The 24,196-nt window shown below is 44.4% G+C and carries 27 protein-coding genes; 10 read left to right on the plus strand and 17 right to left on the minus strand.

What is annotated here, in order from left to right:
* The first annotated feature begins 25 nt into the window (after positions 1-25).
* Positions 26-1,432 (plus strand): class II fumarate hydratase, encoded by a 1,407-nt coding sequence (gene fumC / locus N39L_RS05265; protein WP_062945602.1) that lies wholly within the window; start codon positions 26-28, stop codon positions 1,430-1,432.
* A 32-nt stretch (positions 1,433-1,464) separates the two neighbouring features.
* On the opposite strand, the gene N39L_RS05270 is transcribed toward fumC, so the two are convergent.
* The 8 genes from N39L_RS05270 to N39L_RS05305 all read right to left on the minus strand — a co-directional run bounded on the left by N39L_RS05270 (position 1,465) and on the right by N39L_RS05305 (position 7,966).
* Positions 1,465-2,238 carry a Uma2 family endonuclease gene (locus tag N39L_RS05270; RefSeq protein WP_062945603.1) on the minus strand — a complete coding sequence of 258 codons (774 nt, stop codon included), beginning with the start codon at positions 2,236-2,238 and terminating at the stop codon, positions 1,465-1,467.
* Positions 2,239-2,296: 58 nt separating this feature from the next.
* Entirely contained in the window at positions 2,297-3,154 is an 858-nt protein-coding gene (locus tag N39L_RS05275; RefSeq protein ID WP_202070304.1) for a Uma2 family endonuclease, read from the minus strand.
* A 58-nt stretch (positions 3,155-3,212) separates the two neighbouring features.
* Complete coding sequence (locus N39L_RS05280) at positions 3,213-4,133, minus strand: Uma2 family endonuclease (RefSeq protein WP_202070305.1); 921 nt, start codon at positions 4,131-4,133, stop codon at positions 3,213-3,215.
* A 58-nt stretch (positions 4,134-4,191) separates the two neighbouring features.
* Positions 4,192-5,028: a Uma2 family endonuclease gene (locus N39L_RS05285; protein WP_014274514.1), complete on the minus strand. Its 837-nt coding sequence runs from the start codon at positions 5,026-5,028 to the stop codon at positions 4,192-4,194.
* 58 nt (positions 5,029-5,086) lie between these two features.
* Complete coding sequence (locus tag N39L_RS05290; protein ID WP_014274515.1) at positions 5,087-5,902, minus strand: Uma2 family endonuclease; 816 nt, start codon at positions 5,900-5,902, stop codon at positions 5,087-5,089.
* 58 nt (positions 5,903-5,960) lie between these two features.
* Positions 5,961-6,839 carry a Uma2 family endonuclease gene (locus N39L_RS05295; protein WP_014274516.1) on the minus strand — a complete coding sequence of 293 codons (879 nt, stop codon included), beginning with the start codon at positions 6,837-6,839 and terminating at the stop codon, positions 5,961-5,963.
* Between the two features lie 180 nt (positions 6,840-7,019).
* Positions 7,020-7,424 (minus strand): hypothetical protein, encoded by a 405-nt coding sequence (locus N39L_RS05300; protein ID WP_006619949.1) that lies wholly within the window; start codon positions 7,422-7,424, stop codon positions 7,020-7,022.
* Between the two features lie 80 nt (positions 7,425-7,504).
* Complete coding sequence (locus N39L_RS05305) at positions 7,505-7,966, minus strand: DUF29 domain-containing protein (RefSeq protein WP_014274517.1); 462 nt, start codon at positions 7,964-7,966, stop codon at positions 7,505-7,507.
* Between the two features lie 45 nt (positions 7,967-8,011).
* Between N39L_RS05305 and N39L_RS05310 the strand changes: the two genes are divergently transcribed.
* On the plus strand, positions 8,012-8,248 hold the full coding sequence (locus N39L_RS05310) for a hypothetical protein (RefSeq protein ID WP_014274518.1): 237 nt from the start codon (positions 8,012-8,014) through the stop codon (positions 8,246-8,248).
* Here N39L_RS05310 and N39L_RS05315 read toward each other — a convergent pair.
* Complete coding sequence (locus N39L_RS05315) at positions 8,245-8,862, minus strand: chorismate lyase (protein WP_006619946.1); 618 nt, start codon at positions 8,860-8,862, stop codon at positions 8,245-8,247. The genes N39L_RS05310 and N39L_RS05315 overlap by 4 nt on opposite strands.
* 176 nt (positions 8,863-9,038) lie before the next feature.
* On the opposite strand from N39L_RS05315, the gene N39L_RS05320 reads away from it, so the two are divergent.
* Positions 9,039-9,419, plus strand: coding sequence for a CopG family transcriptional regulator (locus N39L_RS05320; protein ID WP_231852101.1), 381 nt, complete (start codon positions 9,039-9,041; stop codon positions 9,417-9,419).
* Positions 9,420-9,441: 22 nt separating this feature from the next.
* Here the strand turns inward: N39L_RS05320 and N39L_RS05325 are convergent, their stop codons facing one another.
* From N39L_RS05325 to N39L_RS05340, 4 genes are all read right to left on the minus strand, one after another.
* Complete coding sequence (locus N39L_RS05325) at positions 9,442-10,401, minus strand: putative 2-dehydropantoate 2-reductase (RefSeq protein ID WP_006619944.1); 960 nt, start codon at positions 10,399-10,401, stop codon at positions 9,442-9,444.
* 51 nt (positions 10,402-10,452) lie between these two features.
* Positions 10,453-10,860, minus strand: coding sequence for an acyl-CoA thioesterase (locus tag N39L_RS05330; RefSeq protein WP_014274521.1), 408 nt, complete (start codon positions 10,858-10,860; stop codon positions 10,453-10,455).
* Between the two features lie 91 nt (positions 10,861-10,951).
* Entirely contained in the window at positions 10,952-11,368 is a 417-nt protein-coding gene (locus tag N39L_RS05335) for a tellurite resistance TerB family protein (protein ID WP_006619942.1), read from the minus strand.
* Between the two features lie 72 nt (positions 11,369-11,440).
* Positions 11,441-12,754: an ATP-binding protein gene (locus N39L_RS05340; RefSeq protein ID WP_006619941.1), complete on the minus strand. Its 1,314-nt coding sequence runs from the start codon at positions 12,752-12,754 to the stop codon at positions 11,441-11,443.
* A 170-nt stretch (positions 12,755-12,924) separates the two neighbouring features.
* Between N39L_RS05340 and N39L_RS05345 the strand changes: the two genes are divergently transcribed.
* On the plus strand, positions 12,925-13,263 hold the full coding sequence (locus N39L_RS05345; protein WP_014274522.1) for a TMEM14 family protein: 339 nt from the start codon (positions 12,925-12,927) through the stop codon (positions 13,261-13,263).
* Between the two features lie 85 nt (positions 13,264-13,348).
* On the opposite strand, the gene ygfZ is transcribed toward N39L_RS05345, so the two are convergent.
* Both ygfZ and N39L_RS05355 read right to left on the minus strand, forming a co-directional pair.
* Positions 13,349-14,398, minus strand: a complete 1,050-nt coding sequence (ygfZ, locus tag N39L_RS05350; RefSeq protein ID WP_014274523.1) for a CAF17-like 4Fe-4S cluster assembly/insertion protein YgfZ — start codon at positions 14,396-14,398, stop codon at positions 13,349-13,351.
* Positions 14,395-14,778, minus strand: coding sequence for a hypothetical protein (locus tag N39L_RS05355; protein WP_006619938.1), 384 nt, complete (start codon positions 14,776-14,778; stop codon positions 14,395-14,397). The genes ygfZ and N39L_RS05355 overlap by 4 nt, the downstream gene beginning before the upstream one ends.
* Before the next feature lie 87 nt (positions 14,779-14,865).
* Here N39L_RS05355 and N39L_RS05360 point away from each other — a divergent pair, with 87 nt between their 5' ends.
* The 6 genes from N39L_RS05360 (at position 14,866) to N39L_RS05385 (ending at position 22,631) form a co-directional block, all read left to right on the plus strand.
* Positions 14,866-17,190, plus strand: a complete 2,325-nt coding sequence (locus tag N39L_RS05360) for a response regulator (protein WP_006619937.1) — start codon at positions 14,866-14,868, stop codon at positions 17,188-17,190.
* A gap of 6 nt (positions 17,191-17,196) precedes the next feature.
* Entirely contained in the window at positions 17,197-17,568 is a 372-nt protein-coding gene (locus N39L_RS05365) for a response regulator (protein ID WP_006619936.1), read from the plus strand.
* 2 nt (positions 17,569-17,570) lie between these two features.
* The gene (locus tag N39L_RS05370) at positions 17,571-20,243 is read left to right on the plus strand and encodes a chloride channel protein (RefSeq protein WP_006619935.1); all 2,673 of its coding nucleotides are present in this window, start codon (positions 17,571-17,573) and stop codon (positions 20,241-20,243) included.
* Between the two features lie 82 nt (positions 20,244-20,325).
* Entirely contained in the window at positions 20,326-20,532 is a 207-nt protein-coding gene (locus tag N39L_RS05375; protein ID WP_006619934.1) for a hypothetical protein, read from the plus strand.
* A gap of 107 nt (positions 20,533-20,639) precedes the next feature.
* Positions 20,640-21,242 (plus strand): GNAT family N-acetyltransferase, encoded by a 603-nt coding sequence (locus N39L_RS05380; protein ID WP_006619933.1) that lies wholly within the window; start codon positions 20,640-20,642, stop codon positions 21,240-21,242.
* An 18-nt stretch (positions 21,243-21,260) separates the two neighbouring features.
* Positions 21,261-22,631: an aminopeptidase P family protein gene (locus N39L_RS05385; RefSeq protein ID WP_006619932.1), complete on the plus strand. Its 1,371-nt coding sequence runs from the start codon at positions 21,261-21,263 to the stop codon at positions 22,629-22,631.
* Positions 22,632-22,680: 49 nt separating this feature from the next.
* On the opposite strand, the gene N39L_RS05390 is transcribed toward N39L_RS05385, so the two are convergent.
* On the minus strand, positions 22,681-23,034 hold the full coding sequence (locus N39L_RS05390; RefSeq protein ID WP_006619931.1) for a YbaB/EbfC family nucleoid-associated protein: 354 nt from the start codon (positions 23,032-23,034) through the stop codon (positions 22,681-22,683).
* A gap of 135 nt (positions 23,035-23,169) precedes the next feature.
* Entirely contained in the window at positions 23,170-24,132 is a 963-nt protein-coding gene (gene murB / locus N39L_RS05395) for a UDP-N-acetylmuramate dehydrogenase (RefSeq protein WP_014274524.1), read from the minus strand.
* Positions 24,133-24,196 lie beyond the last annotated feature (64 nt).

Here is a 24,196-nt window from a genome sequence, read left to right on the forward strand (position 1 = left end):
AGATAATGGACGGGGAACTTAGGCGATGAATCAGGACATGGATGCTAATATGCGAGTTGAACGCGATAGCATGGGGGAAATTCAAGTCCCCAACGATCGCTATTGGGGAGCGCAAACTCAGCGATCGCTTCATTATTTTTCTATTGGTACTGATTTAATCCCCCCAGAGGTGATCGCGGCTTTTGGTATTCTCAAAAAGGCGGCGGCGTTGACTAATCAAGAGTTGGGAAAACTGCCCCCAGATCTGTCAGAATTGATTATACAGGCGGCGCAACAGGTAATTGAGGGTAAGTTATCGGAACATTTCCCCCTGCGGGTGTGGATGACTGGAAGCGGTACTCAATGTAATATGAATGTAAATGAGGTGATTGCTAATTGGGCGATCGCTTCTGTGGGCGGAAAAATGGGCAGCAAAAACCCTATTCATCCCAATGACCATGTTAATATGTCTCAGTCGTCTAACGATACATTTCCGACGGCTATGCACATCGCAGCAGCTTTGGCGTTTCATCAGCGCCTAATTCCTAAAGTCCGAAAAATGCGAGATGCTCTGGCTCAGAAATCCGCAGAATTTAACGATATTGTCAAAATTGGTCGCACCCATTTACAAGATGCTGTTCCCCTGACTTTAGGACAGGAGTTTTCCGGCTATGTGGCACAACTAGATGCCGACCTAAAACGCATTGAGATGGTTTTACCTGATTTGTATGAATTAGCTATTGGTGGAACCGCTGTAGGAACCGGATTAAATGCGCCGCCTGGGTTTGCGGAAAGGGTGGCGGAACACATTGCCGAAATGACCTGTTTACCCTTTGTTTCAGCACCCAATAAATTTGCGGCTATGGCGGCTCATGATGCCATAGTTATGGCGAGTGGTGCGTTAAAAACTTTAGCCTGTTCTTTGATGAAAATTGCCAATGATATTAGATTTTTAGGGAGTGGCCCCCGCTGTGGTTTAGGCGAATTAATTTTACCCGAAAATGAACCGGGTTCTTCAATTATGCCGGGAAAAGTAAACCCCACCCAATGCGAGGCTATGACTATGGTAGCGGTTCAGGTAATGGGGTATGATACCGCTATTAGTATGGCGGGTTCCCAGGGTCATTTTGAGTTAAATGTGTTTAAGCCAATGATGATTTTTAACCTGCTACAATCGGTTAATATTTTGGCGGATAGTTGTAATAACTTCACAGATTTTCTGTTGGTTGGTTTACAGGTAAATCACCGTAAAATTAACAGCTATTTAGAACAATCTTTAATGTTGGTAACTGCTTTAAGTCCTAAAATTGGCTATGACCGAGCCGCAGAAGTCGCTCATTTGGCTTTGGAGAAGGATGCGACCTTAAAGCAGATTTGTGTCGAATTAGGCTATATTTCGGCGGAAGAATTTGACCAAGTTGTGGTTCCTAGTAAAATGGCACATCCTCATTAATTGAGAGTTAATGTAAACCGACTTTCTAAAATCTATGATTCCTCAAGCTGCTGACGCACCTCATTGATAGATAACCCCAATGCTACAGAAATTTGCTCTACTGTCAATCCCATATTGTCTAATTGAGCAATAGCTGCTAAACGCGCCTGACGTTCTTTTTGTGCTTCCAATTGAGCCTGCTGTGCTAACTCTTCGGCGCTCAAATAACGTCTCCCGTATTGGTCAAACCAAGACAGGATTTCTCGGTCAATACCACCTACTGTAGCTTGAGTTCTACCGATTCCTAAACCGATTTCTGGTAGCCAGTAGGGTTCCCCGCTTTGTAATTGGTACTTACCATCTATTTGTCGATAAATCTCGAAGGGTTGATGGCGATCGCGTTGGTAATATTCTGGGTTATAAATAACGTAATACAATACCCCCAACTTTTCATAAATCGCCATTTTGGACTCATACTCATTTCCCGGAGTCCAGGAAACCACTTCTAACACTAACTGGGGAACCATTCCCCCCTCTTCCCAGACCACATAACTTTTCCGAGATTTATTACCCGGTCGGCGGCGGTTCACTCCCACCGTCAGAAAACCATCAGGAATTACCGGGACTCTGGGGTTTTCCCCGCTGGTGTGATAAATTCCCATATCTACACCGAAATACCAATCATTGCGGTCTTTCCAGATAATTGCTAGAAGAAATAATAGGTAATTGGGGAGAAAATTTTGGTCTTCGTTATCCACAGGAGTATCATCAGAGTCGGGAAGTTCATCACTGGTGGGTAGGTTTTTATAAAGGTCAGTAGAAACCATAGGTCTAAACCAGTAGAAGACAGTTTATCCCCCATTATAGCAGTTATATCGCTAGAATCTATAATTCCTCTAGCTGCTGACGTACCACCTCTACAGATAACCCCAATGCTACAGAAATTTGCTGTACTGTTAATCCGATATTGTCTAATTGAGCAATAGCTGCTAAACGTGCTTGACGTTCTTTTTGTGCTTCCAATTGAGCCTGTTGTGCTTCCAATTGAGCCTGCTGTGCTTCCAATTGAGCCTGCTGTGCTTCCAATTGAGCCTGCTGTGCTTCCAATTGAGCCTGCTGTGCTAACTCTTCGGCGCTCAAATAACGTCTCCCGTATTGGTCAAACCAAGACAGGATTTCTCGGTCAATACCACCTACTGTAGCTTGAGTTCTACCGATTCCTAAACCGATTTCTGGTAGCCAGTAGGGTTCCCCGCTTTGTAATTGGTACTTACCATCTATTTGTCGATAAATCTCGAAGGGTTGATGGCGATCGCGTTGGTAATATTCTGGGTTATAAATAACGTAATACAATACCCCCAACTTTTCATAAATCGCCATTTTGGACTCATACTCATTTCCCGGAGTCCAGGAAACCACTTCTAACACTAACTGGGGAACCATTCCCCCCTCTTCCCAGACCACATAACTTTTCCGAGATTTATTACCCGGTCGGCGGCGGTTCACTCCCACCGTCAGAAAACCATCAGGAATTACCGGGACTCTGGGGTTTTCCCCGCTGGTGTGATAAATTCCCATATCTACACCGAAATACCAATCATTGCGGTCTTTCCAGATAATTGCTAGAAGAAATAATAGGTAATTGGGGAGAAAATTTTGGTCTTCGTTATCCACAGGAGTATCATCAGAGTCGGGAAGTTCATCACTGGTGGGTAGGTTTTTATAAAGGTCAGTAGAAACCATAGGTCTAAACCAGTAGAAGACAGTTTCTCCCCCATTATAGCAGTTATATCGCTAGAATCTATAATTCCTCTAGCTGCTGACGTACCACCTCTACAGATAACCCCAATGCTACAGAAATTTGCTGTACTGTTAATCCGATATTGTCTAATTGAGCAATAGCTGCTAAACGTGCTTGACGTTCTTTTTGTGCTTCCAATTGAGCCTGTTGTGCTTCCAATTGAGCCTGCTGTGCTTCCAATTGAGCCTGCTGTGCTTCCAATTGAGCCTGCTGTGCTTCCAATTGAGCCTGCTGTGCTTCCAATTGAGCCTGCTGTACTTCCAATTGAGCCTGCTGTGCTTCCAATTGAGCCTGCTGTGCTAACTCTTCGGAACTCAAATAACGTCTCCCGTATTGGTCAAACCAAGACAGGATTTCTCGGTCAATACCACCTACTGTAGCTTGAGTTCTACCGATTCCTAAACCGATTTCTGGTAGCCAGTAGGGTTCCCCGCTTTGTAATTGGTACTTACCATCTATTTGTCGATAAATCTCGAAGGGTTGATGGCGATCGCGTTGGTAATATTCTGGGTTATAAATAACGTAATACAATACCCCCAACTTTTCATAAATCGCCATTTTGGACTCATACTCATTTCCCGGAGTCCAGGAAACCACTTCTAACACTAACTGGGGAACCATTCCCCCCTCTTCCCAGACCACATAACTTTTCCGAGATTTATTACCCGGTCGGCGGCGGTTCACTCCCACCGTCAGAAAACCATCAGGAATTACCGGGACTCTGGGGTTTTCCCCGCTGGTGTGATAAATTCCCATATCTACACCGAAATACCAATCATTGCGGTCTTTCCAGATAATTGCTAGAAGAAATAATAGGTAATTGGGGAGAAAATTTTGGTCTTCGTTATCCACAGGAGTATCATCAGAGTCGGGAAGTTCATCACTGGTGGGTAGGTTTTTATAAAGGTCAGTAGAAACCATAGGTCTAAACCAGTAGAAGACAGTTTCTCCCCCATTATAGCAGTTATTATCCTACCATCTATGATTCTTCTAGCTGCTGACGCACCTCATTGATAGATAACCCCAATGCTACAGAAATTTGCTCTGCTGTTAATCCGATATTGTCTAATTGAGCAATAGCTGCTAAACGTGCTTGACGTTCTTTTTGTGCTTCCAATTGAGCCTGCTGTGCTTCCAATTGAGCCTGCTGTGCTTCCAATTGAGCCTGCTGTGCTTCCAATTGAGCCTGCTGTGCTAACTCTTCGGCGCTCAAATAACGTCTCCCGTATTGGTCAAACCAAGACAGGATTTCTCGGTCAATACCACCTACTGTAGCTTGAGTTCTACCGATTCCTAAACCGATTTCTGGTAGCCAGTAGGGTTCCCCGCTTTGTAATTGGTACTTACCATCTATTTGTCGATAAATCTCGAAGGGTTGATGGCGATCGCGTTGGTAATATTCTGGGTTATAAATAACGTAATACAATACCCCCAACTTTTCATAAATCGCCATTTTGGACTCATACTCATTTCCCGGAGTCCAGGAAACCACTTCTAACACTAACTGGGGAACCATTCCCCCCTCTTCCCAGACCACATAACTTTTCCGAGATTTATTACCCGGTCGGCGGCGGTTCACTCCCACCGTCAGAAAACCATCAGGAATTACCGGGACTCTGGGGTTTTCCCCGCTGGTGTGATAAATTCCCATATCTACACCGAAATACCAATCATTGCGGTCTTTCCAGATAATTGCTAGAAGAAATAATAGGTAATTGGGGAGAAAATTTTGGTCTTCGTTATCCACAGGAGTATCATCAGAGTCGGGAAGTTCATCACTGGTGGGTAGGTTTTTATAAAGGTCGATGGAAACCATAGGTCTGAACCAGTAGAAGACAGTTTATCCCCCATTATAGCAGTTATTATCCTACCATCTATGATTCTTCTAGCTGCTGACGCACCTCATTGATAGATAACCCCAATGCTACAGAAATTTGCTGTACTGTTAATCCGATATTGTCTAATTGAGCAATAGCTGCTAAACGTGCTTGACGTTCTTTTTGTGCTTCTAATTGAGCCTGCTGTGCTTCCAATTGAGCCTGCTGTGCTTCCAATTGAGCCTGCTGTGCTAACTCTTCGGAACTCAAATAACGTCTCCCGTATTGGTCAAACCAAGACAGGATTTCTCGGTCAATACCACCTACTGTAGCTTGAGTTCTACCGATTCCTAAACCGATTTCTGGTAGCCAGTAGGGTTCCCCGCTTTGTAATTGGTACTTACCATCTATTTGTCGATAAATCTCGAAGGGTTGATGGCGATCGCGTTGGTAATATTCTGGGTTATAAATAACGTAATACAATACCCCCAACTTTTCATAAATCGCCATTTTGGACTCATACTCATTTCCCGGAGTCCAGGAAACCACTTCTAACACTAACTGGGGAACCATTCCCCCCTCTTCCCAGACCACATAACTTTTCCGAGATTTATTACCCGGTCGGCGGCGGTTCACTCCCACCGTCAGAAAACCATCAGGAATTACCGGGACTCTGGGGTTTTCCCCGCTGGTGTGATAAATTCCCATATCTACACCGAAATACCAATCATTGCGGTCTTTCCAGATAATTGCTAGAAGAAATAATAGGTAATTGGGGAGAAAATTTTGGTCTTCGTTATCCACAGGAGTATCATCAGAGTCGGGAAGTTCATCACTGGTGGGTAGGTTTTTATAAAGGTCAGTAGAAACCATAGGTCTAAACCAGTAGAAGACAGTTTATCCCCCATTATAGCAGTTATATCGCTAGAATCTATAATTCCTCTAGCTGCTGACGTACCACCTCTACAGATAACCCCAATGCTACAGAAATTTGCTCTACTGTTAATCCGATATTGTCTAATTGAGCAATAGCTGCTAAACGTGCTTGACGTTCTTTTTGTGCTTCCAATTGAGCCTGCTGTGCTTCCAATTGAGCCTGCTGTGCTTCCAATTGAGCCTGCTGTACTTCCAATTGAGCCTGCTGTGCTTCCAATTGAGCCTGCTGTGCTTCCAATTGAGCCTGCTGTGCTAACTCTTCGGAACTCAAATAACGTCTCCCGTATTGGTCAAACCAAGACAGGATTTCTCGGTCAATACCACCTACTGTAGCTTGAGTTCTACCGATTCCTAAACCGATTTCTGGTAGCCAGTAGGGTTCCCCGGTTTGTAATTGGTACTTACCATCTATTTGTCGATAAATCTCGAAGGGTTGATGGCGATCGCGTTGGTAATATTCTGGGTTATAAATAACGTAATACAATACCCTCAACTTTTCATAAATCGCCATTTTGGACTCATACTCATTTCCCGGAGTCCAGGAAACCACTTCTAACACTAACTGGGGAACCATTCCCCCCTCTTCCCAGACCACATAACTTTTCCGAGATTTATTACCAGGTCGGCGGCGGTTCACTCCCACCGTCAGAAAACCATCGGGAATTACCGGGACTCTGGGGTTCTCCCCGCTGGTGTGATAAATTCCCATATCTACACCGAAATACCAATCATTGCGGTCTTTCCAGATAATTGCTAGAAGAAATAATAGGTAATTGGGGAGAAAATTTTGGTCTTCGTTATCCACAGGAGTATCATCAGAGTCGGGAAGTTCATCACTGGTGGGTAGGTTTTTATAAAGGTCGATGGAAACCATAGGTCTGAACCAGTAGAAGACAGTTTATCCCCCATTATAGCATATCTTAATTTTAGGGTGATTGATTAATGTTTAATCAAGTCATTTTTCCCATCAATAAGGGTGGGTTAATCAGTCTTATACTTGGTAGTAGCAAGCTGATATTATGAACCCAACCCTAGGTTATTTTATGGGTAAGTGTTATTTGAATATGTTGGACACTTCTGCATGAATGAAGGCAATATTTGGGTCCCGCTGAATTGCTTGATAATAACGCTTTTCTCGTTCGGTTCCCTGTTCATCTACTCGCAGTAGAAATTTGGCTTCTTCTAGGAGTTCGTTAACTTGGTCTAAGGTGACGGGTTCTTTTTCCTCTAGGGTTTCGTCAATTTTGACAATAAATTGGGAAAATGGTCGCAGCCAGCTAAACCAATCATCTCCAATTACTAGCCGGAAAAATTCTCCTTTAGAGGGGATGCGTCCGTAACACTTCTCATAAGTAATGCGTTCGGACTCTAAGAGGTTTTTATGTAAGTTAAGTAAGCCTTTCCGCAACTGACGCAGACGCTTAAATGGTAGATTGAGAGGAGATTGATTTGAGGACATGAATACAAATGCGATCGCTATGGTCTTGGTTATCTTATTATCCCACAGAATGGGTAAATAATGGGTAATTTAATGATAATTTATTCCCCATCTTGGCTAGTATCACAGAGAAAATCATCTGTGATAATATCATCAAATTGGTAAGGACAAATATCGGGAAAAGTTCGCAAAGGCAAACCTGTCTCTCGAAGAGCTAAATCAACCCCAGCCTCGAAGCCATCCTCCAAGGCTTCGGCTATTCGGGACTTTAAACTAGGATTTCGAGATAAATGTCGCCGGGTGGCGCGTCGCTGCTCTCGAATGGTCAAAAACCAACTCCTTGAGCGTTTCTGGGGTTGATATTCCCACTTGAGTAAATGTCCTAACAAGACTGTTAGATAACTGACTAATTCTCGATATTCTTGTCTTCCCAAACTGTCAATTTCAGCGTGTAAATTTTGCCAATCTAGGTTGTTAATGTCCTGTTGGGCTAAGGCTTGTAACTGCCACTGAGTCCAACCGTAAAAGTCCTGTTGATATAGGGAAAGTTTCTGACTATCCATAATCAGGATGGCTATATGTTATAATGGTGCATGAGATTTTAATTAATGATTATGGCATCTATTTCTAGGACGGAAGTAAAACAACTGTTAGAACGTTTGATTTTTGTTGACGATCGCCCTCAAGATTGGGTAGAGGATGTATGGGGCATGAGTCCGACTTTAGGGGAAACTGCCGCCCGTTTGGTTGATGCTTTTGATGCTGTGATTGAATGTTGTTCGGAGGAAAAGTTAGAGAATCTGTTACAGTCTCTCTATAGCGATCGCCTGGATGGAGACATCTAATCTGATAGCATCTTAGTAGGTCCTAAATACTTAGTAAGATAGGGAGAGAAAACCTCATAAATCAAGGTTAATGGCTTGCCATGATGCCAGAAAAGATAATAACGCCCCCAAAAGGGCCCCGGCTGTCCAAAGGCTAATTCTAAGGCTTTAGAATCCCCATGCTCAATACCTTGCACATCTCGATATAATTCAGTTCTCAGCCTGGCTAAACTTGCCCAAATTGGCAGAGATTTATTTTGTAAATACTCGTCAACGTGGCTATTTTCCCACCAGGAAGTAGCATAAGCTAAACGTTGGCCTGATGCAGTCCGCAACCAGACTTGACGGCGCAACCGAGGGCCAGGGACTGCCTGAATCAATGGCGGCGCACCATCTGGACTCATACCAATGGCAGACATATCAATCACATCGACCTCTGTAGGTTCCCCTGTCAGTAGTTGCAGGTGGCGCGTTGGCGATCCGTCTCCCAATAGCATAATTTGCCAGGCTGGGGATAGTTGGCTGTGGGGGAGTCCTTGGCGGACTATTTCCTGGTTTCCCTGCCAATGACACCGGAGGCGATGCCAGCCAGCAGGCTTTTTAATGGGGTTAGCGGAGTGAATATGGGCAGTCAATGTTTTTTACAATTCTTAACGTTCGTTCTAATGATAGCGCGTCTTTGTGGTAATGGGTTTAGTCCCCTAGGGGGGAATTTAAGGCCAGCCATGGAGTTTCTGAAGTTTCCCAGAAACCGCTATCGCGATTATGATTAACACAATCACTGAAATTATCAAGTATTATGTCAGAGCCCATGTCCACCCCTAATGATATCACCTTGACGGTCACAGTTTCCCAGGAGTTAATGCAGGAAATTGAGCAAAAATCCCAGGAAAATGGACACAGCATCACGCAACTGGTGCAGGAAGCGATCCGGGAATATTTCACCCTCAATAATGCCACAGATATAGAACTTTTACGTCGTCAGATAATTGAACTCCAGCGACAACTGTTAAGTTGGGAAAAAATCCCCAAAGATTTAACGGCGGTTGAAACTAGGGTAGGGATATTAGAAAGGCGTTTAGGTTCGCTAAGTGTGACTAATCAACGAATATCTTTACCTAGTATTGCCGAAGATGATGAGGACTTTTACGACGAACCGGACGAAATTCTCACGGATTTTTTGTCTGATTAATTGGTAGGGATTTCGTCGTTTTTTAAGGGCAATTTTGGGCATCTAAAAACTTGAGTTGCTGATATAACATCTGAATGCGAGGTAGATGCACTCCTCCGGCTGTAGCCATTTTTAAGGGATTGCCTAAAATGGCATCAATTTCTAGGGGTCGGCGCTGATCATAGTCAATTTTCATGCTAGTTTTATAGGGGGTCATGGTTTCGGTATGAGACAACATCCGATTAATTATTTCCTGGTCAAGAAAGCGATCGCACCCCTTAGCGCCCTCCAAAACTTCCCCCATAATGTCCTCAACTAAAACCCGAGTTGCTGGATTGGACATCATTTGATCTGTGCGGGCATTTAAAACTACTGATAATCCATTATAGGGGATATTCCACACTAATTTTTCCCAACGAATTGAGAGTAAATCTCCGGCAATTTCTAGGGGGATGCCAGCGGTTTTAAAATCTTCCCCAATTTGTTTTAGTCGGGGCGTAATGCCACCCGATTGGTAATTTTGGTCATATTCGGCTAGTTTCATCATACCATAGTCTAAATGGCGAATATAACCGGGTTTGATTTTATTGGAACAAATTACACAAATCCCCCCTAAAACTCGGTGATTGCCGACAATTTCGGCTATTTCTGGCTCAATTCCCAACCCATTTTGTAAGACCAAAACCACGCCATCAGGTTTTAATACTGGGGGTAAAATTTGGGGTAATAAATGATTTTCTGTGGATTTTATGGCGACAATTACTACATCACAGGGGGGGATTTTTTCGGGGTGATTATAGGCTTTGACTTGGGGGAGTTGAAAGTCACCCCAAACTGATTCTATTTGTAAGCCATGCTGACTCACCCAATCATAATCACTTCTGAGTAAAAAATTAACATCTAGTCCAGATTTCTGAAGTTTAGCGCCATAGAATCCGCCTAATGCCCCCGTGCCAATAACTGCATAACTACGAGGATTGCTAAGTTGGGAAACCAAAGTCATATCATCTAATTAATTGATGGGCAAAAGCTGTTAATATTATGCCACAAATAATTATATTTGTCCAGGATTTAACCATTGTTTAATGGGAAGGGGAAGGGGTTGTCTTTGGCGGGTAGATGGGTTAATTGAGATATGCTTAGTTATACCTTGAGCGATTAATGATTGGGGGTCATCAGCAAGGCAGATTTGATATTCTATCTGAAAGGTATGTAGGCTGAGTTGTTGAGGTGAGAGGTTAATTACAATGCGATCGCCACAATAAATCGGTTGGCGATAGTCCATAGAAGCATGAACAATGGGAATGGCAAAATCGGGGTTATTGACAAAAGTTTTGAGGTCAATGCCTAGATTAATTAAAGCGGCTTCATAGGCTTGGTGACACATAGACATCATCTGGGCAAAATAGACAACGCCAGCAGCATCAGTTTCGCTAAAGTAGACAGTTCTAGTATAGGCCACAAAAAACAGGAGAGATTAATAAAGGAGCAATTGACGAGTATTATCCCCCTGAAATCGGGGGAATCAGGGGAATCATAAGTAGAGTAATTAACTATCCTTGGTTTTTGATCATCATAACATCAATAATTTTGGTAGCCATTTCCTCTGATAAATCGAGGTAACTGTAGAGGTCATTAAGTAGGTCTTCTTCCTCTTTGGTAATTTCACCATCAGCGAGAGTGATATCTGTAGCAATGGCAAAGGCTGTTTCGCGTAACTCTTTGGGTAAGACAGCGATCGCCGATTTTAACAAAGTATTGTAGCCGTGGGTTTTAATTTCGGTGAGTAGACGATCTAGCATTTCCCGTTTCTGAGTCTGGGAATAGTCGCTAAAAAGCTGCATTCGCGATAGACTACTATTAAGGATTTGAGACTCACTGGGGACAACCAAACCATCAGCGGCTATGGCAATTAAAGCGATCGCCGCAAAAGCTTCTGGGGGGGAAAGTTTAATAGTAGATTCAGACATAGTTAATTTCTCCTGATTGGGGAGTATTTCCGATCTTGATTATGATGACACTGGATGCCGAATTTTTCCAATCTATTGATCAGCTAGGGCAATTTCCGCCGCCAGAAAATCGATAAACTGTCGCGCCGTCCGTCCCGATCGCCCATTATGCCTTGTCGCCCACTGGCGGGCGCGATAATCAAGATCTTCTGGATCGATAGTTATTCCGGCTTGACTAGCGAGATGCCGAACTATGGTAAGATAGGTTTCCTGGTCTGCTGGTTCAAAAGTGAGGGTTAAGCCAAAGCGATCGGCAAATGATAGCTTTTCCTGGACTGTATCCCAAGCCTGTATCTCATTATGGTCTTGAGGGCGGGGACGTTCATCAAAAAACTCTCGGACTAAATGGCGGCGGTTGGAGGTGGCATATACCACGACATTTTCAGGTCGGGCGGTGATATTTCCTTCCAGGACAACTTTTAAGGCTTTAAAAGCATCATCATCTTCTTCAAAAGATAGGTCATCAACAAAGATAATAAACTTTTGGGGAACTCCCCGCAACTGTTCAATTACTTGGGGTAGGTCTCGCAGTTCGGATTTAGTTACTTCAATTAATCGCAAACCCCGATCGCTATATTGATGTAACAAGGCTTTAACCAGGGAAGATTTCCCTGACCCCCTACTGCCATATAAGAGAACATTTAAGGCTGAATATCCCGCCAATAAAAACTCGGTATTTTTTAACAAAGTTTCTCGCTGTGGTTCATATCCTACTAATTGGTTTAGGTGAATCGGATCAGGATTAGCGATCGCCATTAGTTGACCAGAGCGCCAACGAAATGCTTGGCTTTGGGCAAATTTACCAGTTCCATATTTTCGATAATGGGCGGCGATCGCTTCAATGGCATCTCCCCAATTTTCCGATTGGGATAACTGATTCCGCAGGGGGAGTTCTTCGATTTTCTCAACTACAATGGTTTCATCTTCCCAAACTATTGGCAATTGGGGAATTTGGGCGATCGCCTGTACCCATTGAGCAATTTTTGTCCCCTGACATTTATAGAGGGTCTGTAATATTTCCAAGTCGTGACGGGTAGCAGCAATTAAAGAGGGATTTAATGCCGTTAGGTCGCACTGTTGGGCTTGACGAGAAAAGGGATTATCTGCCCTCAGAATTTGAGTGATTAAGTAATTTTGCCAGCTTTGGGATTGTTCGGCTTGGACTCGAAACCAATAACTATAAGCCTGTAAAGTTTGATGGCTTTCTCCTTGTAACATATAGTCTAATAGGCTCAGAAAGGCTTGACCTATGGGCTCTGCCATTACTTCCTGATAAAGCAGCAGGGATAGGGCTTGATGTTGGCGAAATCGAATTTTAGCGATCGCTTCAGATAAGGGTGAGGACATGAGCTAATTTGGCTTAAACTTAAATCTAAACACAACCACGACACTCTCTGATTATATGGGATAGTGACACCCCCAAAAACGTTAATTTTTACAACATTTGGTTCTGGGGAGGTCTGATTGCTGATAAGTTGCTATTGATGGCAGTTGTTAATCAGTAGGAGTTAGGATTTATGAGTTTAGGTATGATCGCCACTCTGGTCTATGGAGTTTTGGCAATTGTGGGGGGAATTGTTGGATATAAGAAAGCCCAAAGTAAAATTTCTCTCATGGCGGGTGTCAGTAGTGGTATACTGTTATTGGCGGCAGCTTTTGGGCAAGCCCAAGGCTGGGGATGGGCGTTAATTTTTGCCCTAGTTATCTCGGTGGTTTTAGTATTAGCTTTTGTGGGTCGATATGTGAAGACTCGAAAGTTTATGCCTTCGGGTTTAATGGTGATTTTAGGAATTGTGGCGATCGCTGTTATGGTTTATCAAATCATTGGCGGTATCAATACTGGGTTGATGGTTTAAAACCCCAACTAGGAAGCGGGCGGATTGTCTGGTGTAACAACTACCCGCCCTGTGTTAATCGCCCCCGTTAATGATGCTAAAAATCTCAGCTTTCAGGATGGCTTAAAAAAGGAACTGCTACCACTGTAGCGGTTATGTCTCCTAGGGAGACTTGCAAGCCTGCACCGCCAGCTTTAGTGCGGATATAACCCAAGCCAAACCATCCCTCTTGAGTTTCGGTAATGCTGGTAAGTTTACCGACTTTTTCATCATTGACATTAATCACGGTTCCCGGTTCCACAAAACCAGAAAGACGCAAACCCCATAATCGTTGTTTAACTCCTTTATAAGTGTTGAGACGGGCGATAGTTTCCTGTCCGATATAACAACCTTTTTCAAAGGAAATATCACCCCATAATCCTGCTTCTAGGGGGTTATAATCTTCTGTGAGTTCCCGATCTGGTGCTGGGCGACCCTGGAGAATGCGGAGTTGTTCCCAAATGCGATCGCCCAAAGGAACCGCCCCAGCTTCCGTCAGGGAGAGCCACAAATTCCCCGCCGCCTCTGTGGGAATTATCAAAGTGTATCCTTCCGTAGCTAAACCACTACCAACCGCCACACGGAGGGAAGTATTAGCCACCTGATCAACCCAATGATTTCCGAGGGTAAAATTATCAGGAATGGTAGCCCCCAGTTTTGTCAGCAGAGAGGAACTTTCCGGTCCAATAAGACTAAATACCGCCCACTGGTCGCTGATGTCTTTTAAGTTCACCTTATCCATGGGGAAAATATAGCGGTCTAGCCATTGTAGCAGGTGCTGACGGCGATTCGGCGAAACCAGCAATAACACCGCCTCCTCGGTCATGTAAGCCGTTGCTAAATCGATATTTCGGGCGGTGGAGGTGACAAATACCGTATCAGATCCCTGTCCCGGTTGACGATCGCTAATAGAATTGGTGCTTTGGTTGTGGAGGAAAGATAAACGATCTTCCCCCGAAAGTTCTAATAATCCCCAATGGGAGCGATCGCATAACGCGACGGTCTCGCCAGAAGCATTCAAGGCTTCAGTGTCATTACCAAAACTGAGGGGAACCTGACTAGCTTCATCATATCTGGCTTTGTGGTTAGCGTAAATCTCTGGGAGGGTTTTAGTCATGGTTGTGTTAAATTAGCAAAAACTTTCTCGATTAAGTCTTGAGTTTTGCGATCGAGTTTATCCCAATCTACATCTCCTGTATTATCCAGTAAACTGGTATCAATTTCCACCTCCAGGGATTGGTCGGGTGTATGGGTGGGTTGGTAGTCCTGGAAACAGACTTGATAACACAGATCCCAAATATCAATGTTTACTTGTTGGCCATTATGCTCTAATTTAAGTACATAACCGGGATAGGGGGTGGTATGGGTTTCATAGGTCCCCTTCCAGATAGATGTTTCCAGTTGCTTACGAATGTTATCTAGGACTCTGATTAAAGCTGGCTGCATAAGTATTTCAGCTTGATTCCAAGCCAGTTGGTTTTTAATTTTGGGTTTCATGGATATTAGCCACGGAAGGATCTATTGAGTTATGATTTACATCAAGGGAAACCATCAAATTTTGACATACAGTAACCTCAATTTACCATGAAAATTCTTTTAGTGGATGATGATCAATATTTGAATCAACAATTATCCAAATCTCTGAAAGCTCATAATTATGTAGTCGATATAGCGACCGATGGCGAATCGGGATGGAACTATATCGAAAGTTTTGAGTATAGTTTGGTTATCCTAGATATTATGTTGCCGAAACTGAATGGGATTGCACTATGTCGAAAATTGCGATCGCATAATTATCAGATGCCAGTGCTATTATTAACCGCTCGTGATAGCTGCGAAGACAAGGTTTTAGGGCTAGACGCGGGGGCTGATGATTATCTAGTCAAACCGATTAGGGCTGAAGAATTAATCGCCAGAATGCGCGCCTTATTGCGTCGTGCGACCATTTCTTTACCGCCAGTCATCCATTGGAGAGACCTAACTTTAAACCCGGCAAAATGCGAGATTTCCTACCAAAAATCGGTCTTACCTCTCACCCCCAAAGAATATGGATTGATGGAATTATTTATTCGCAGTCCCTATCGTGTTTTCAGCTACGATAGCATCATCGAACATCTCTGGTCAATAGAAGAACCTGCGGCCGATAACACTGTCCGCGCCCATATTAAAAGTCTACGCAATAAGCTAAAAGACGCTGGCGGAGACCCCAAGTTAATTGAAAATGTCTATGGGATTGGATATCGGATTAAATCCCTAGATGACGGGAGTTTTAGTCATCAATATTCATCCTTGAACCGCCCCCCTTTGTCCGTAGATGAAACCGTTACGGAGATTTGGGGAAAAATCAAAGACAAAACCATAGCTAGAGTTGAGAGTATTCAAGCAATAGCTAAAGCCAATTCCAGGAATTTAAATAATGAAAATAACCCCCGGCAATATGCCTATATAGAGGCTCACAAACTAGCGGGTTCTTTGGGAACTTTTGGATATGGTCGCGGTTCCGAAATCGCCCGAAAAATCGAATACTTGTTAGCGGGAGAACAACCCCTAGACACCGACAAGCAAACACAAATTGAGCAATTAACTGAAGACCTCTTAAAGGAGCTGAAAAAAACGCCGACCCAACCCCAAACAAAAGAGATTAAAAAGCACCCCCAAAGCACTGTGCAGTCATTGTTGATTGTTGATCATGATACCATCCTAGGGGAACAAATTATTAGGGAAGCCCATAGTCGTGGTTTAGAGGCTCGATTGGCTCCTGGTGTGGGGATAGCCAGAGCGATGATGGTTGAGTATCAGCCCAGTATAATTTTACTAGAATTGAACTTTCCCAAGCCGGAAGAAGATGGGTTAATGCTATTAGAAGATATCGCCTATCATCACCCAGAAATTCCGGTGGTCATATTCTCAAGGCGATCGAGTTTTATAGATAGGCTGACGGTGTGTCGTTTAGGGAGTCGGGCGTTTCTGCAAAAACCGATGTCTAGCCATCAAATTATGGAGATAGTCACAGGAATCCTCAATCATCATAACATCACTGGAAAAATTATAGCGATTAATGATGATCCGCAAATTTTGGAACTATTAGAAGCCCTGTTGTGTCCCTTGGGATTAGAGGTAAAAACCCTAAATACTCCGCGAAAATTCTGGCAAGTCTTAGAAATATCTAACCCGGATTTACTAATTATTGATGTAGAAATGCCCCATTATAATGGCATTGATTTATGTCAGGTAATTCGCAACGAACCCAGATGGCGTTATCTGCCGATTTTAGTATTAACCAACCACACAGACCCAGAAACTAGAGCGGAACTATTTAGAGCCGGTGCTGATGATTTTATTAGCAAACCGGTAGTCGGACCGGAATTAATAGCCCGTTTATTTAGTCGCTTGCATCGCAGTCGTCTGTGGCGTAATATAGCGGAGATAGACACCTTAACCGGAATCGAAAATCGCTATAAATCAACTGAAGATATAAACCGATTAATTCGGATTGCTGGTCGTCACAAACAACCCCTGTGCTTTGCCATTTTAGACCTGGACAATTTTAAAGATATTAATGACCAATATGGTCATGATACGGGGGACTGGGTTCTGCACCGATTTGGGGAAGTTCTCAAAAAAGCATTTCGACAGGAAGATATAGTAGGAAGATGGGGAGGTGAAGAATTTGCGGTAGCTATGTATGGTACTTCTAAACAAGATGCCATGAACCGACTGCAAAAAGTTTTAGACAAGTGGCGTTTGGAGGTTCTAGTCCCAGAAGATAATATAGCTTTTTCTGTGACCTTTAGTGGGGGAGTAGCTCAATATCCAGAAGATGGGCATGATTTACAACTACTGTATCGAAAGGCAGATGCCACCTTATATGAAGCCAAACAAGCCGGACGCAATCAAATTATGGGATAATTGACGATGAGCCAAACAGTTTTGATTATTGATGATGATGAGGATATTCTATTTGTAGCCGATCGCTGTTTACAACTGCAAGGGAAATGGCAGGTGCTAACAGCTTCATCAGGAACCGAAGGATTTACCATAGCCAAACAACAGCAACCTGATGTCATCCTACTAGACTTAATCATGCCGGGTGTAGATGGAGAGGCGACGATGAAAATGCTCAAAAATGATATAATGACGACGGAAATCCCGGTGATTTTGATGACTGCCAAAAATTCCCCGCAAGAACGATCGCTTTATTTAGGATTAGGAGCGATCGCCATCATTAACAAACCCTTTGAACCCCTAGAAATTTCCGATCAAATCAGTAATGCTCTAGGTAACTAATCGTGTACTGGCCATCCTTAACCAATCAATTCCAGAGCCTCGCCAAATCCATAATTGGCGGTTCCCAAAGGCTGGCAATTTTTGAAGCTGGCTTAATCGGATTCATTTCAGGAATAGCCGCCTTTTTTCTGAGAACAGGAGCCGGGTGGTTAGGGTCTTGGCGAGTCCAAGGTTCCGCCCACTTTTCAGCTTGGCTATTTTTACCCATATTAGGCGTAGTCGGGGGGCTGTTGTCTGGTTTCCTAGTCGAACGCATAGCCCCAGAAGCAGCCGGAAGTGGTATTCCCCAAGTTAAAGCCGCCCTAGGAGGAATCAAAACCTCCCTAGATCTACGGGTAGCAGTAGTCAAACTAATCAGCACCATAATCACCATGGCTTCTGGATTCACCCTAGGAAGACAGGGGCCAACAGTACAAATCGGAGCCGCCCTCGCCGCCTGGGTAAGTCGTTGGGTTCCCACCTCTCCCAACTATCGCAAACAACTAATCGCCTGTGGTGCCGCCGCCGGACTAGCCGCCGGGTTTAACGCCCCCATAGCCGGGGTTTTATTCGTAGTCGAAGACCTCCTACACGACATCTCAGGATTAACCCTCGGACCGGCCATTATCGCCTCATTTACTGGGGCCGTAGTATCCCGGCTATTAGGCAACAAAGCCATGGGACTACCTCCCACCATAGAAATACCCCCAGAAACCCTATATCAACAATGGTTAATTGAACCCCTAGAAATCCCCTTTTATATCCTGGTGGGTGTTCTATCGGGAGTATTTGGGGTGTTATTCAGTCGGGGAATTATTACCTGTCAGAAATTTAACCGCCATACCCTAAAATTAGGACTACCCCTGAGTATGGCTGTGGCGGGTCTAATTTGTGGGATCGTTATCTCTGTGCTACCAGAGACTTTTCGAGATAATGCCGGTTTGCGGGAATATATCCTCAAGGGTAATATCCTCTGGACTACCACAGCCCTAGCCTTTGTGGTGCAGTTTTCCCTAACTACCATGGCGGCGGGTTCAGGTGCGCCGGGGGGATTATTTGCACCATCCCTAATTTTAGGGGCCGCTTTGGGGAATACTATTGGCTTATGGCAAGAGGCAGCGATCGCCTTACAACCTCACACTACTTTTGCTTTTGCCGGAATGGGAGCCTTTTTCTGTGCCGTGTCTCGGACTCCCGTCACCGCCGTGGTGATTGTCTTTGAAATCACCACCGATTTTAACTTGGTTCTGCCACTGATGATCTGTTCTGTGGTCTCCTATTTGGTCGCCGAAAAAATCGAAAAAGATTCCCTATACGATCGCCTATTGGCTTTAAATGGCATTGAATTAGAAACCGACCAAAATCCTGACCGTGTAGCCTTAAATATGTTGCACGCTAGGGATGTTATGCAGCGACAGGTAGAAACTCTCGAAGATAAGTTATCCCTAGAACAGGTTAGGTCGGCTTTTTCTCAATCCCATCATCGCGGCTTTCCCGTAGTCAACCAGGGTAAATTGGTCGGTATTATCAGCCAAACTGATATGGCTAGGATTAACCAACAAGACATATCAGAACAAACCCCCCTACATAAGCTGATGACTCCCCAACCTGTTACTATTTACCCTGATGCTCCCCTCAGTGAGGTTCTGTATCTGTTGGGACGGCAAAAACTCAGTCGCCTTCCCGTCGTGGAAGGACGGCATTTGGTGGGAATTATTACCCGCAGTGATATTATTCGCGGTGAACTTGGATATATTAGCGGTAGTCACCAGGTGGGACACCATGCAACTCCCTCCTATGTGGTTTATCAAACTCGCGGCCCCATGGTCGGCAATGGGCGGCTATTGGTGGCTTTGAATAATCCGGCTACCGCCCCGGCTTTGCTACATATTGCGGCGGCGATCGCTGCCGAACGTCATTATGAGCTAGAATGCTTGACTATTATTACCATTGCTCGCCATTTGTCCCCTTCGGAAACTCCGGTAATCATTACTAAACATCGCCGTCTACTTCGAGGGGCCGAACGTATTGCTAAAAGCTGGCAGGTTCCTATTCATACTCAAATTAGAGTCGCCCATGATGTGTCTGGGGCGATTTTGGAGACCGTGCAAGAACGAAATATTGATTTGACTTTGATGGGGTGGCAAGGGGAAAGGTCCGCTACTAATCGGGTTTTTGGCACTGTGGTTGATACCATTATTCGACAAGTACCCGGTGAGGTGGTTTTGGTGAAGTGGGGAAAAGATGTTAACCCCATTTTTAGTGACCCCTCAGATCAGCGATCGCTACAGTTTCCCGTTTGGCGACGGTGGTTGGTTCCTCTGCGAACTGGGGGACCACCACCAGCGGCTATGAGCATTTTACCCGGTTTGGCTAGGTTGAGTTTGCGCCCCGATATCCGACTGTTAACTGTCGTTAAAAATGCTTTGTCCGAGGCGGAAATGGCAAAACTAGACCGCCTAGTTCAGGATTTGCAAGGCCCTATTAATGGGGAGGTGGTGGCAACTGCTGTTTGTGCTAGGTCTGTGGTTGATGTGCTTTTGGATATTGCTAATCATGATTACTGTGATGTGATTGTTTTGGGCGCTAGTGGCGAAAGTATGCTGCAACAGGCGATTAAGGGTAATATCCCCGAGGCGATCGCCCGTGGTTGTCCTTGTACTGTAATTTTGGTACGCCCAGCTCTGATGAATTGACCAGGTTTGGTTTTTCGTTAATAATTCTGCTATAATTTCGGCGGAATTGTCTGACTATTAACTGCCAGGGGCCTTGTCAATTATGACCGAACCCAAAAATCAACAACTGACCCACGCCTTAAATCAACTTATTGGTGATTATGGCATTCAAACTGTTTTGGATTCCCTCGCCGATCGCTGCTTGAAAGAAGCTGATTTTTTGAGGAGCGATCGTAGTACCGACTTAGCCGAAAATTGGGAAGAAATCGGTAAGGGTTTAAAACATATTTTAAGCCGATGGCAAGAATAAATTACCCCAAAAATATGGGCTGATATGCTTGACATTTTGGCTAATTTGTGCTTGTATCAGATAGGGTTATTGCTATTGATTAATTAACCATAAATCCCTTAATCTTAATGGATGTATTCAATGTTAGTTACCGCGCTGCTCATCCTAGGGATGTCCTAGAAATTGCACCACTCATCAGACTGGCTGCCGGGGAGATGATGGATTTTTTACTCCAGCCTCTTCATCAACAATTAACCGTTGAACAAATACTAGCCAGAATGATTCAGTCAGAAACTTCTGTTTTATCTTCTCAAAACATTGAGGTTGCCTATAGTCATGGTCGCATTATTGGCATGGCTAACAGCTATCCGGCTAATCTGGATATCATCACCGAAGAGATGCAAGGGCTATTTCAACCTGAATCTTTGGCTATTATTCAGGCTTTTAATAACGCCAAAGTTGAGGGGAGTTGGTTTCTGAATATTTTGGCGGTTAAGTCACCATATCAACAGCAAGGTATCGGCACATCATTACTCTGGCGAACTAAGCAAAAAGCCTGGGAGTCAGGATATTCTACTTTGAGTTTAGTTACTCAATCCGATAACTTGACCGCGATTCGTTTATATCAAAAAAATGGGTTCCGAGAAGTCCAAAATCTGGTAATTCCTCCCCACCCACAAATAAGCGATCGCCTCAGTTATATTTTAATGAGTTGTGACTTAACTATCTAAATAAATTAACCCCTAATTATGCGACTTCCTAACCCTTCTGAAGGTCTGGCTAATACCTTATATCAGCGTCGCCAAAAACTAGCACAACTGGTAGATTTTCCCGTCCTGTTATGGTCTGGTGGTGTGCGATCGCGTAATTTTCCCGCTAATATTTATCCCTTCCGCGCCAGTAGCCATTTCTTATATTTTGCCGGTCTATCCTTGGTCGATACCGTCATCCATTTAGAAGGGGGAAAACTGACCCTATTTATGGATGACCCAGACCCAGGTAGCGCCCTATGGCATGGGGACAGTCCCTCACGCGATCGCCTCGCTGAAATTATCGGTGCCAACTCCGCTTTTCCTAAATCTGAGTTAACCCTAAAAACCCAGAATGCTGCCACCGTCAGAGTCCAAGACCTAGCCACCATTGGCGAAATGGAACGCATTTTAAAGCGCCCTGTAATCGCTCCAGTCGCCGCCACCGGTCAAGATTTAGCCCTCATCAAAGCCATTATTAACCTGCGTTTATGCCATGATCCTGCTGCCTTATCCGAACTCAAAAAAGCCGCCGCCGTCACCGTCAAAGCCCACCAAGCCGGAATTTTAGCCACCCCCACAGCCAGCCAAGAAAGTGATATTAGGGCAGCCATGGAAGCCGTCATCATCGCCCATAATATGACCTGTTCTTATAATAGTATAGTGACCACAGAGGGTCAGGTATTGCATAACGAATTATACCATAATCCCCTGAAATCCGGTGATTTATTATTAGCAGATGTCGGCGCAGAAACCCCTGGGGGATGGGCTGGAGATGTCACCCGCACCTGGCCAGTTTCCGGCACTTTTTCCCCTACCCAAGCCGATATATATGATGTAGTATTAGCCGCCCATGATGCTTGTATTGAGCAGGTCAAACCCGGCGTAGAATATAGGGATATTCATTTATTAGCCACGGCCGTTATCACCGAGGGATTAGTAGACTTAGGGATTTTACGAGGACAGGTAACAGAATTAGTCGAAAAGGATGCCCACGCCCTATTTTTTCCCCATGGTATCGGTCATTTATTAGGGTTAGACGTTCATGATATGGAAGACCTAGGAGACTTAGCCGGATATGCTCCTGGGCGCAAAAGAAGCGATCGCTTTGGTCTAGGTTTTCTGCGTTTAAATAGACCCCTAGCCCCCGGAATGCTAGTCACCATCGAACCAGGTTTTTATCAAGTTCCCGCCATTTTAAATAACCCCAAAAATCGCCAAACCTATCGAGATATCGTCAATTGGGAACAACTCGAAAAATTTGCCGATGTCCGTGGCATTCGCATTGAGGATGATGTATTAGTTACCGACAGCGGCTGGGAAGTTTTAACCGCAGCCTTACCCAGTCAAAGACATCAAATCACAAAATAAGTGAGACTCTAAAGCCTCACTTAGCCACCACTTAAAGGGGATAGATAATTTATAGACCGGGTAGGTTCAACCCACCAGTCAACTCTTCCATGCGTTCCCGCATAATAGAGGTGGAATTATTATAGGCTTCCTTCATGGCAGTTAAGATTAGATCAGAGACTACATCAGGATCCTCTCCCAGCAAATCAGGAGATACTTCTACCCGGCGAGGTTGTTGGTTCCCACTCAGATAAACCTTCACCAGGCCACCACCCGCTTCTCCGAGGACTTCCAGTTCATCCAAATCTTCCTGAAGTCTTTTCGCCCCTTCCTGAACCGCCTGGGCTTTTTGAAAAGCCTGGGCTAGTTCCTTCATTTTACCCAGGCCGAAGCCATCACGACCGAATCCTTTTCCTTGTGTCATAACTAATTTTCCCTTGCGTCATGGACGCTCTGAGTTTTCCATAAGACCTAGCTTAACCCCAAATTGTACCAGAAGTCTTGATCTAGGAACAATCATGGCGAATCAAACTGGCTTCACGCAGTCAAAATTCTCAGCCTAACAGACTTTGAACTCTCCGAGGATTCTCACCTCTGGCTCTAACAAACAGTACCACTGATGCTGAACTCGCTCTTGAACATGGTGTATCAGTTGAAAGATATCACTAGCGGTAGCCGAGCCGCAATTCAAGATAAAGTTAGCATGGCGTTCAGCTACTTGAGCCCCGCCAATTTGATAACCTTTTAATCCCGTTTGTTCAATTAGCCAACCCGCCTTATGGGGTCCAGGGTTACGAAACACACTACCACAACTAGGTAAATGATAGGGTTGGGATAGCCGTCGCTGTTGGAAATGTTCTGTAGTCTCAGCCATAACCTGTTGTGGGTCATAACCTGGCTGTAACTGGAATGTGGCTTGAGTAACTAAGCGCGAGCCCCCTTGTAAATTAGAAGTACGATAGCGATAGCCCAACTTTTGAGGGGGTAAGACATGGAGAGTTCCCGAACGTTCCAGGATATGGGTATTAATTAAAATATCTGCGGTACAAGAACTATGAGCGCCAGCATTCATAACCACTGCTCCTCCCACAGTTCCCGGAATTCCCACCGCCCATTCTAAGCCACGCCAACCCATGCGAGCAGCTTTCCAAGCCAAGCGGGGTAAAGAAGCACCCGAACCCACCGTAAGCTGTCCAGTTTCCTGGTCAAAGTGAGTATGTCGCAGATAACGAGTACCAATCACCAAACCCCGCAAACCTCGATCGCTCACCAAAAGATTGGAACCGCCGCCTAATAAAGTAATAGGTAGCTCTTCAGAATTAGCCCATTCCAAACAGGCTAGTAACTGATCTAATCTTTGAGGTGCAGTATACCAGTCGGCTGGGCCTCCCACCCGAAATGAGGTTAAAGAGGCGAGGGAAACTTTCGACCGGATCAAACAGTCATTACCCAGGAGGGTGATGGAGCGTTCCGGTTTTCCGTTCACTTGACCTAGAGAGCCAGAGGAAACAGTCATGACCATAATCAAATACTTATTTAATGAGAAATGCCTGTAATTTAATCAGCACATTACATGAGTTAATATC

It is taken from the genome of Limnospira platensis NIES-39 (assembly GCF_026000695.1).
Lineage (GTDB): Bacteria > Cyanobacteriota > Cyanobacteriia > Cyanobacteriales > Microcoleaceae > Limnospira > Limnospira platensis.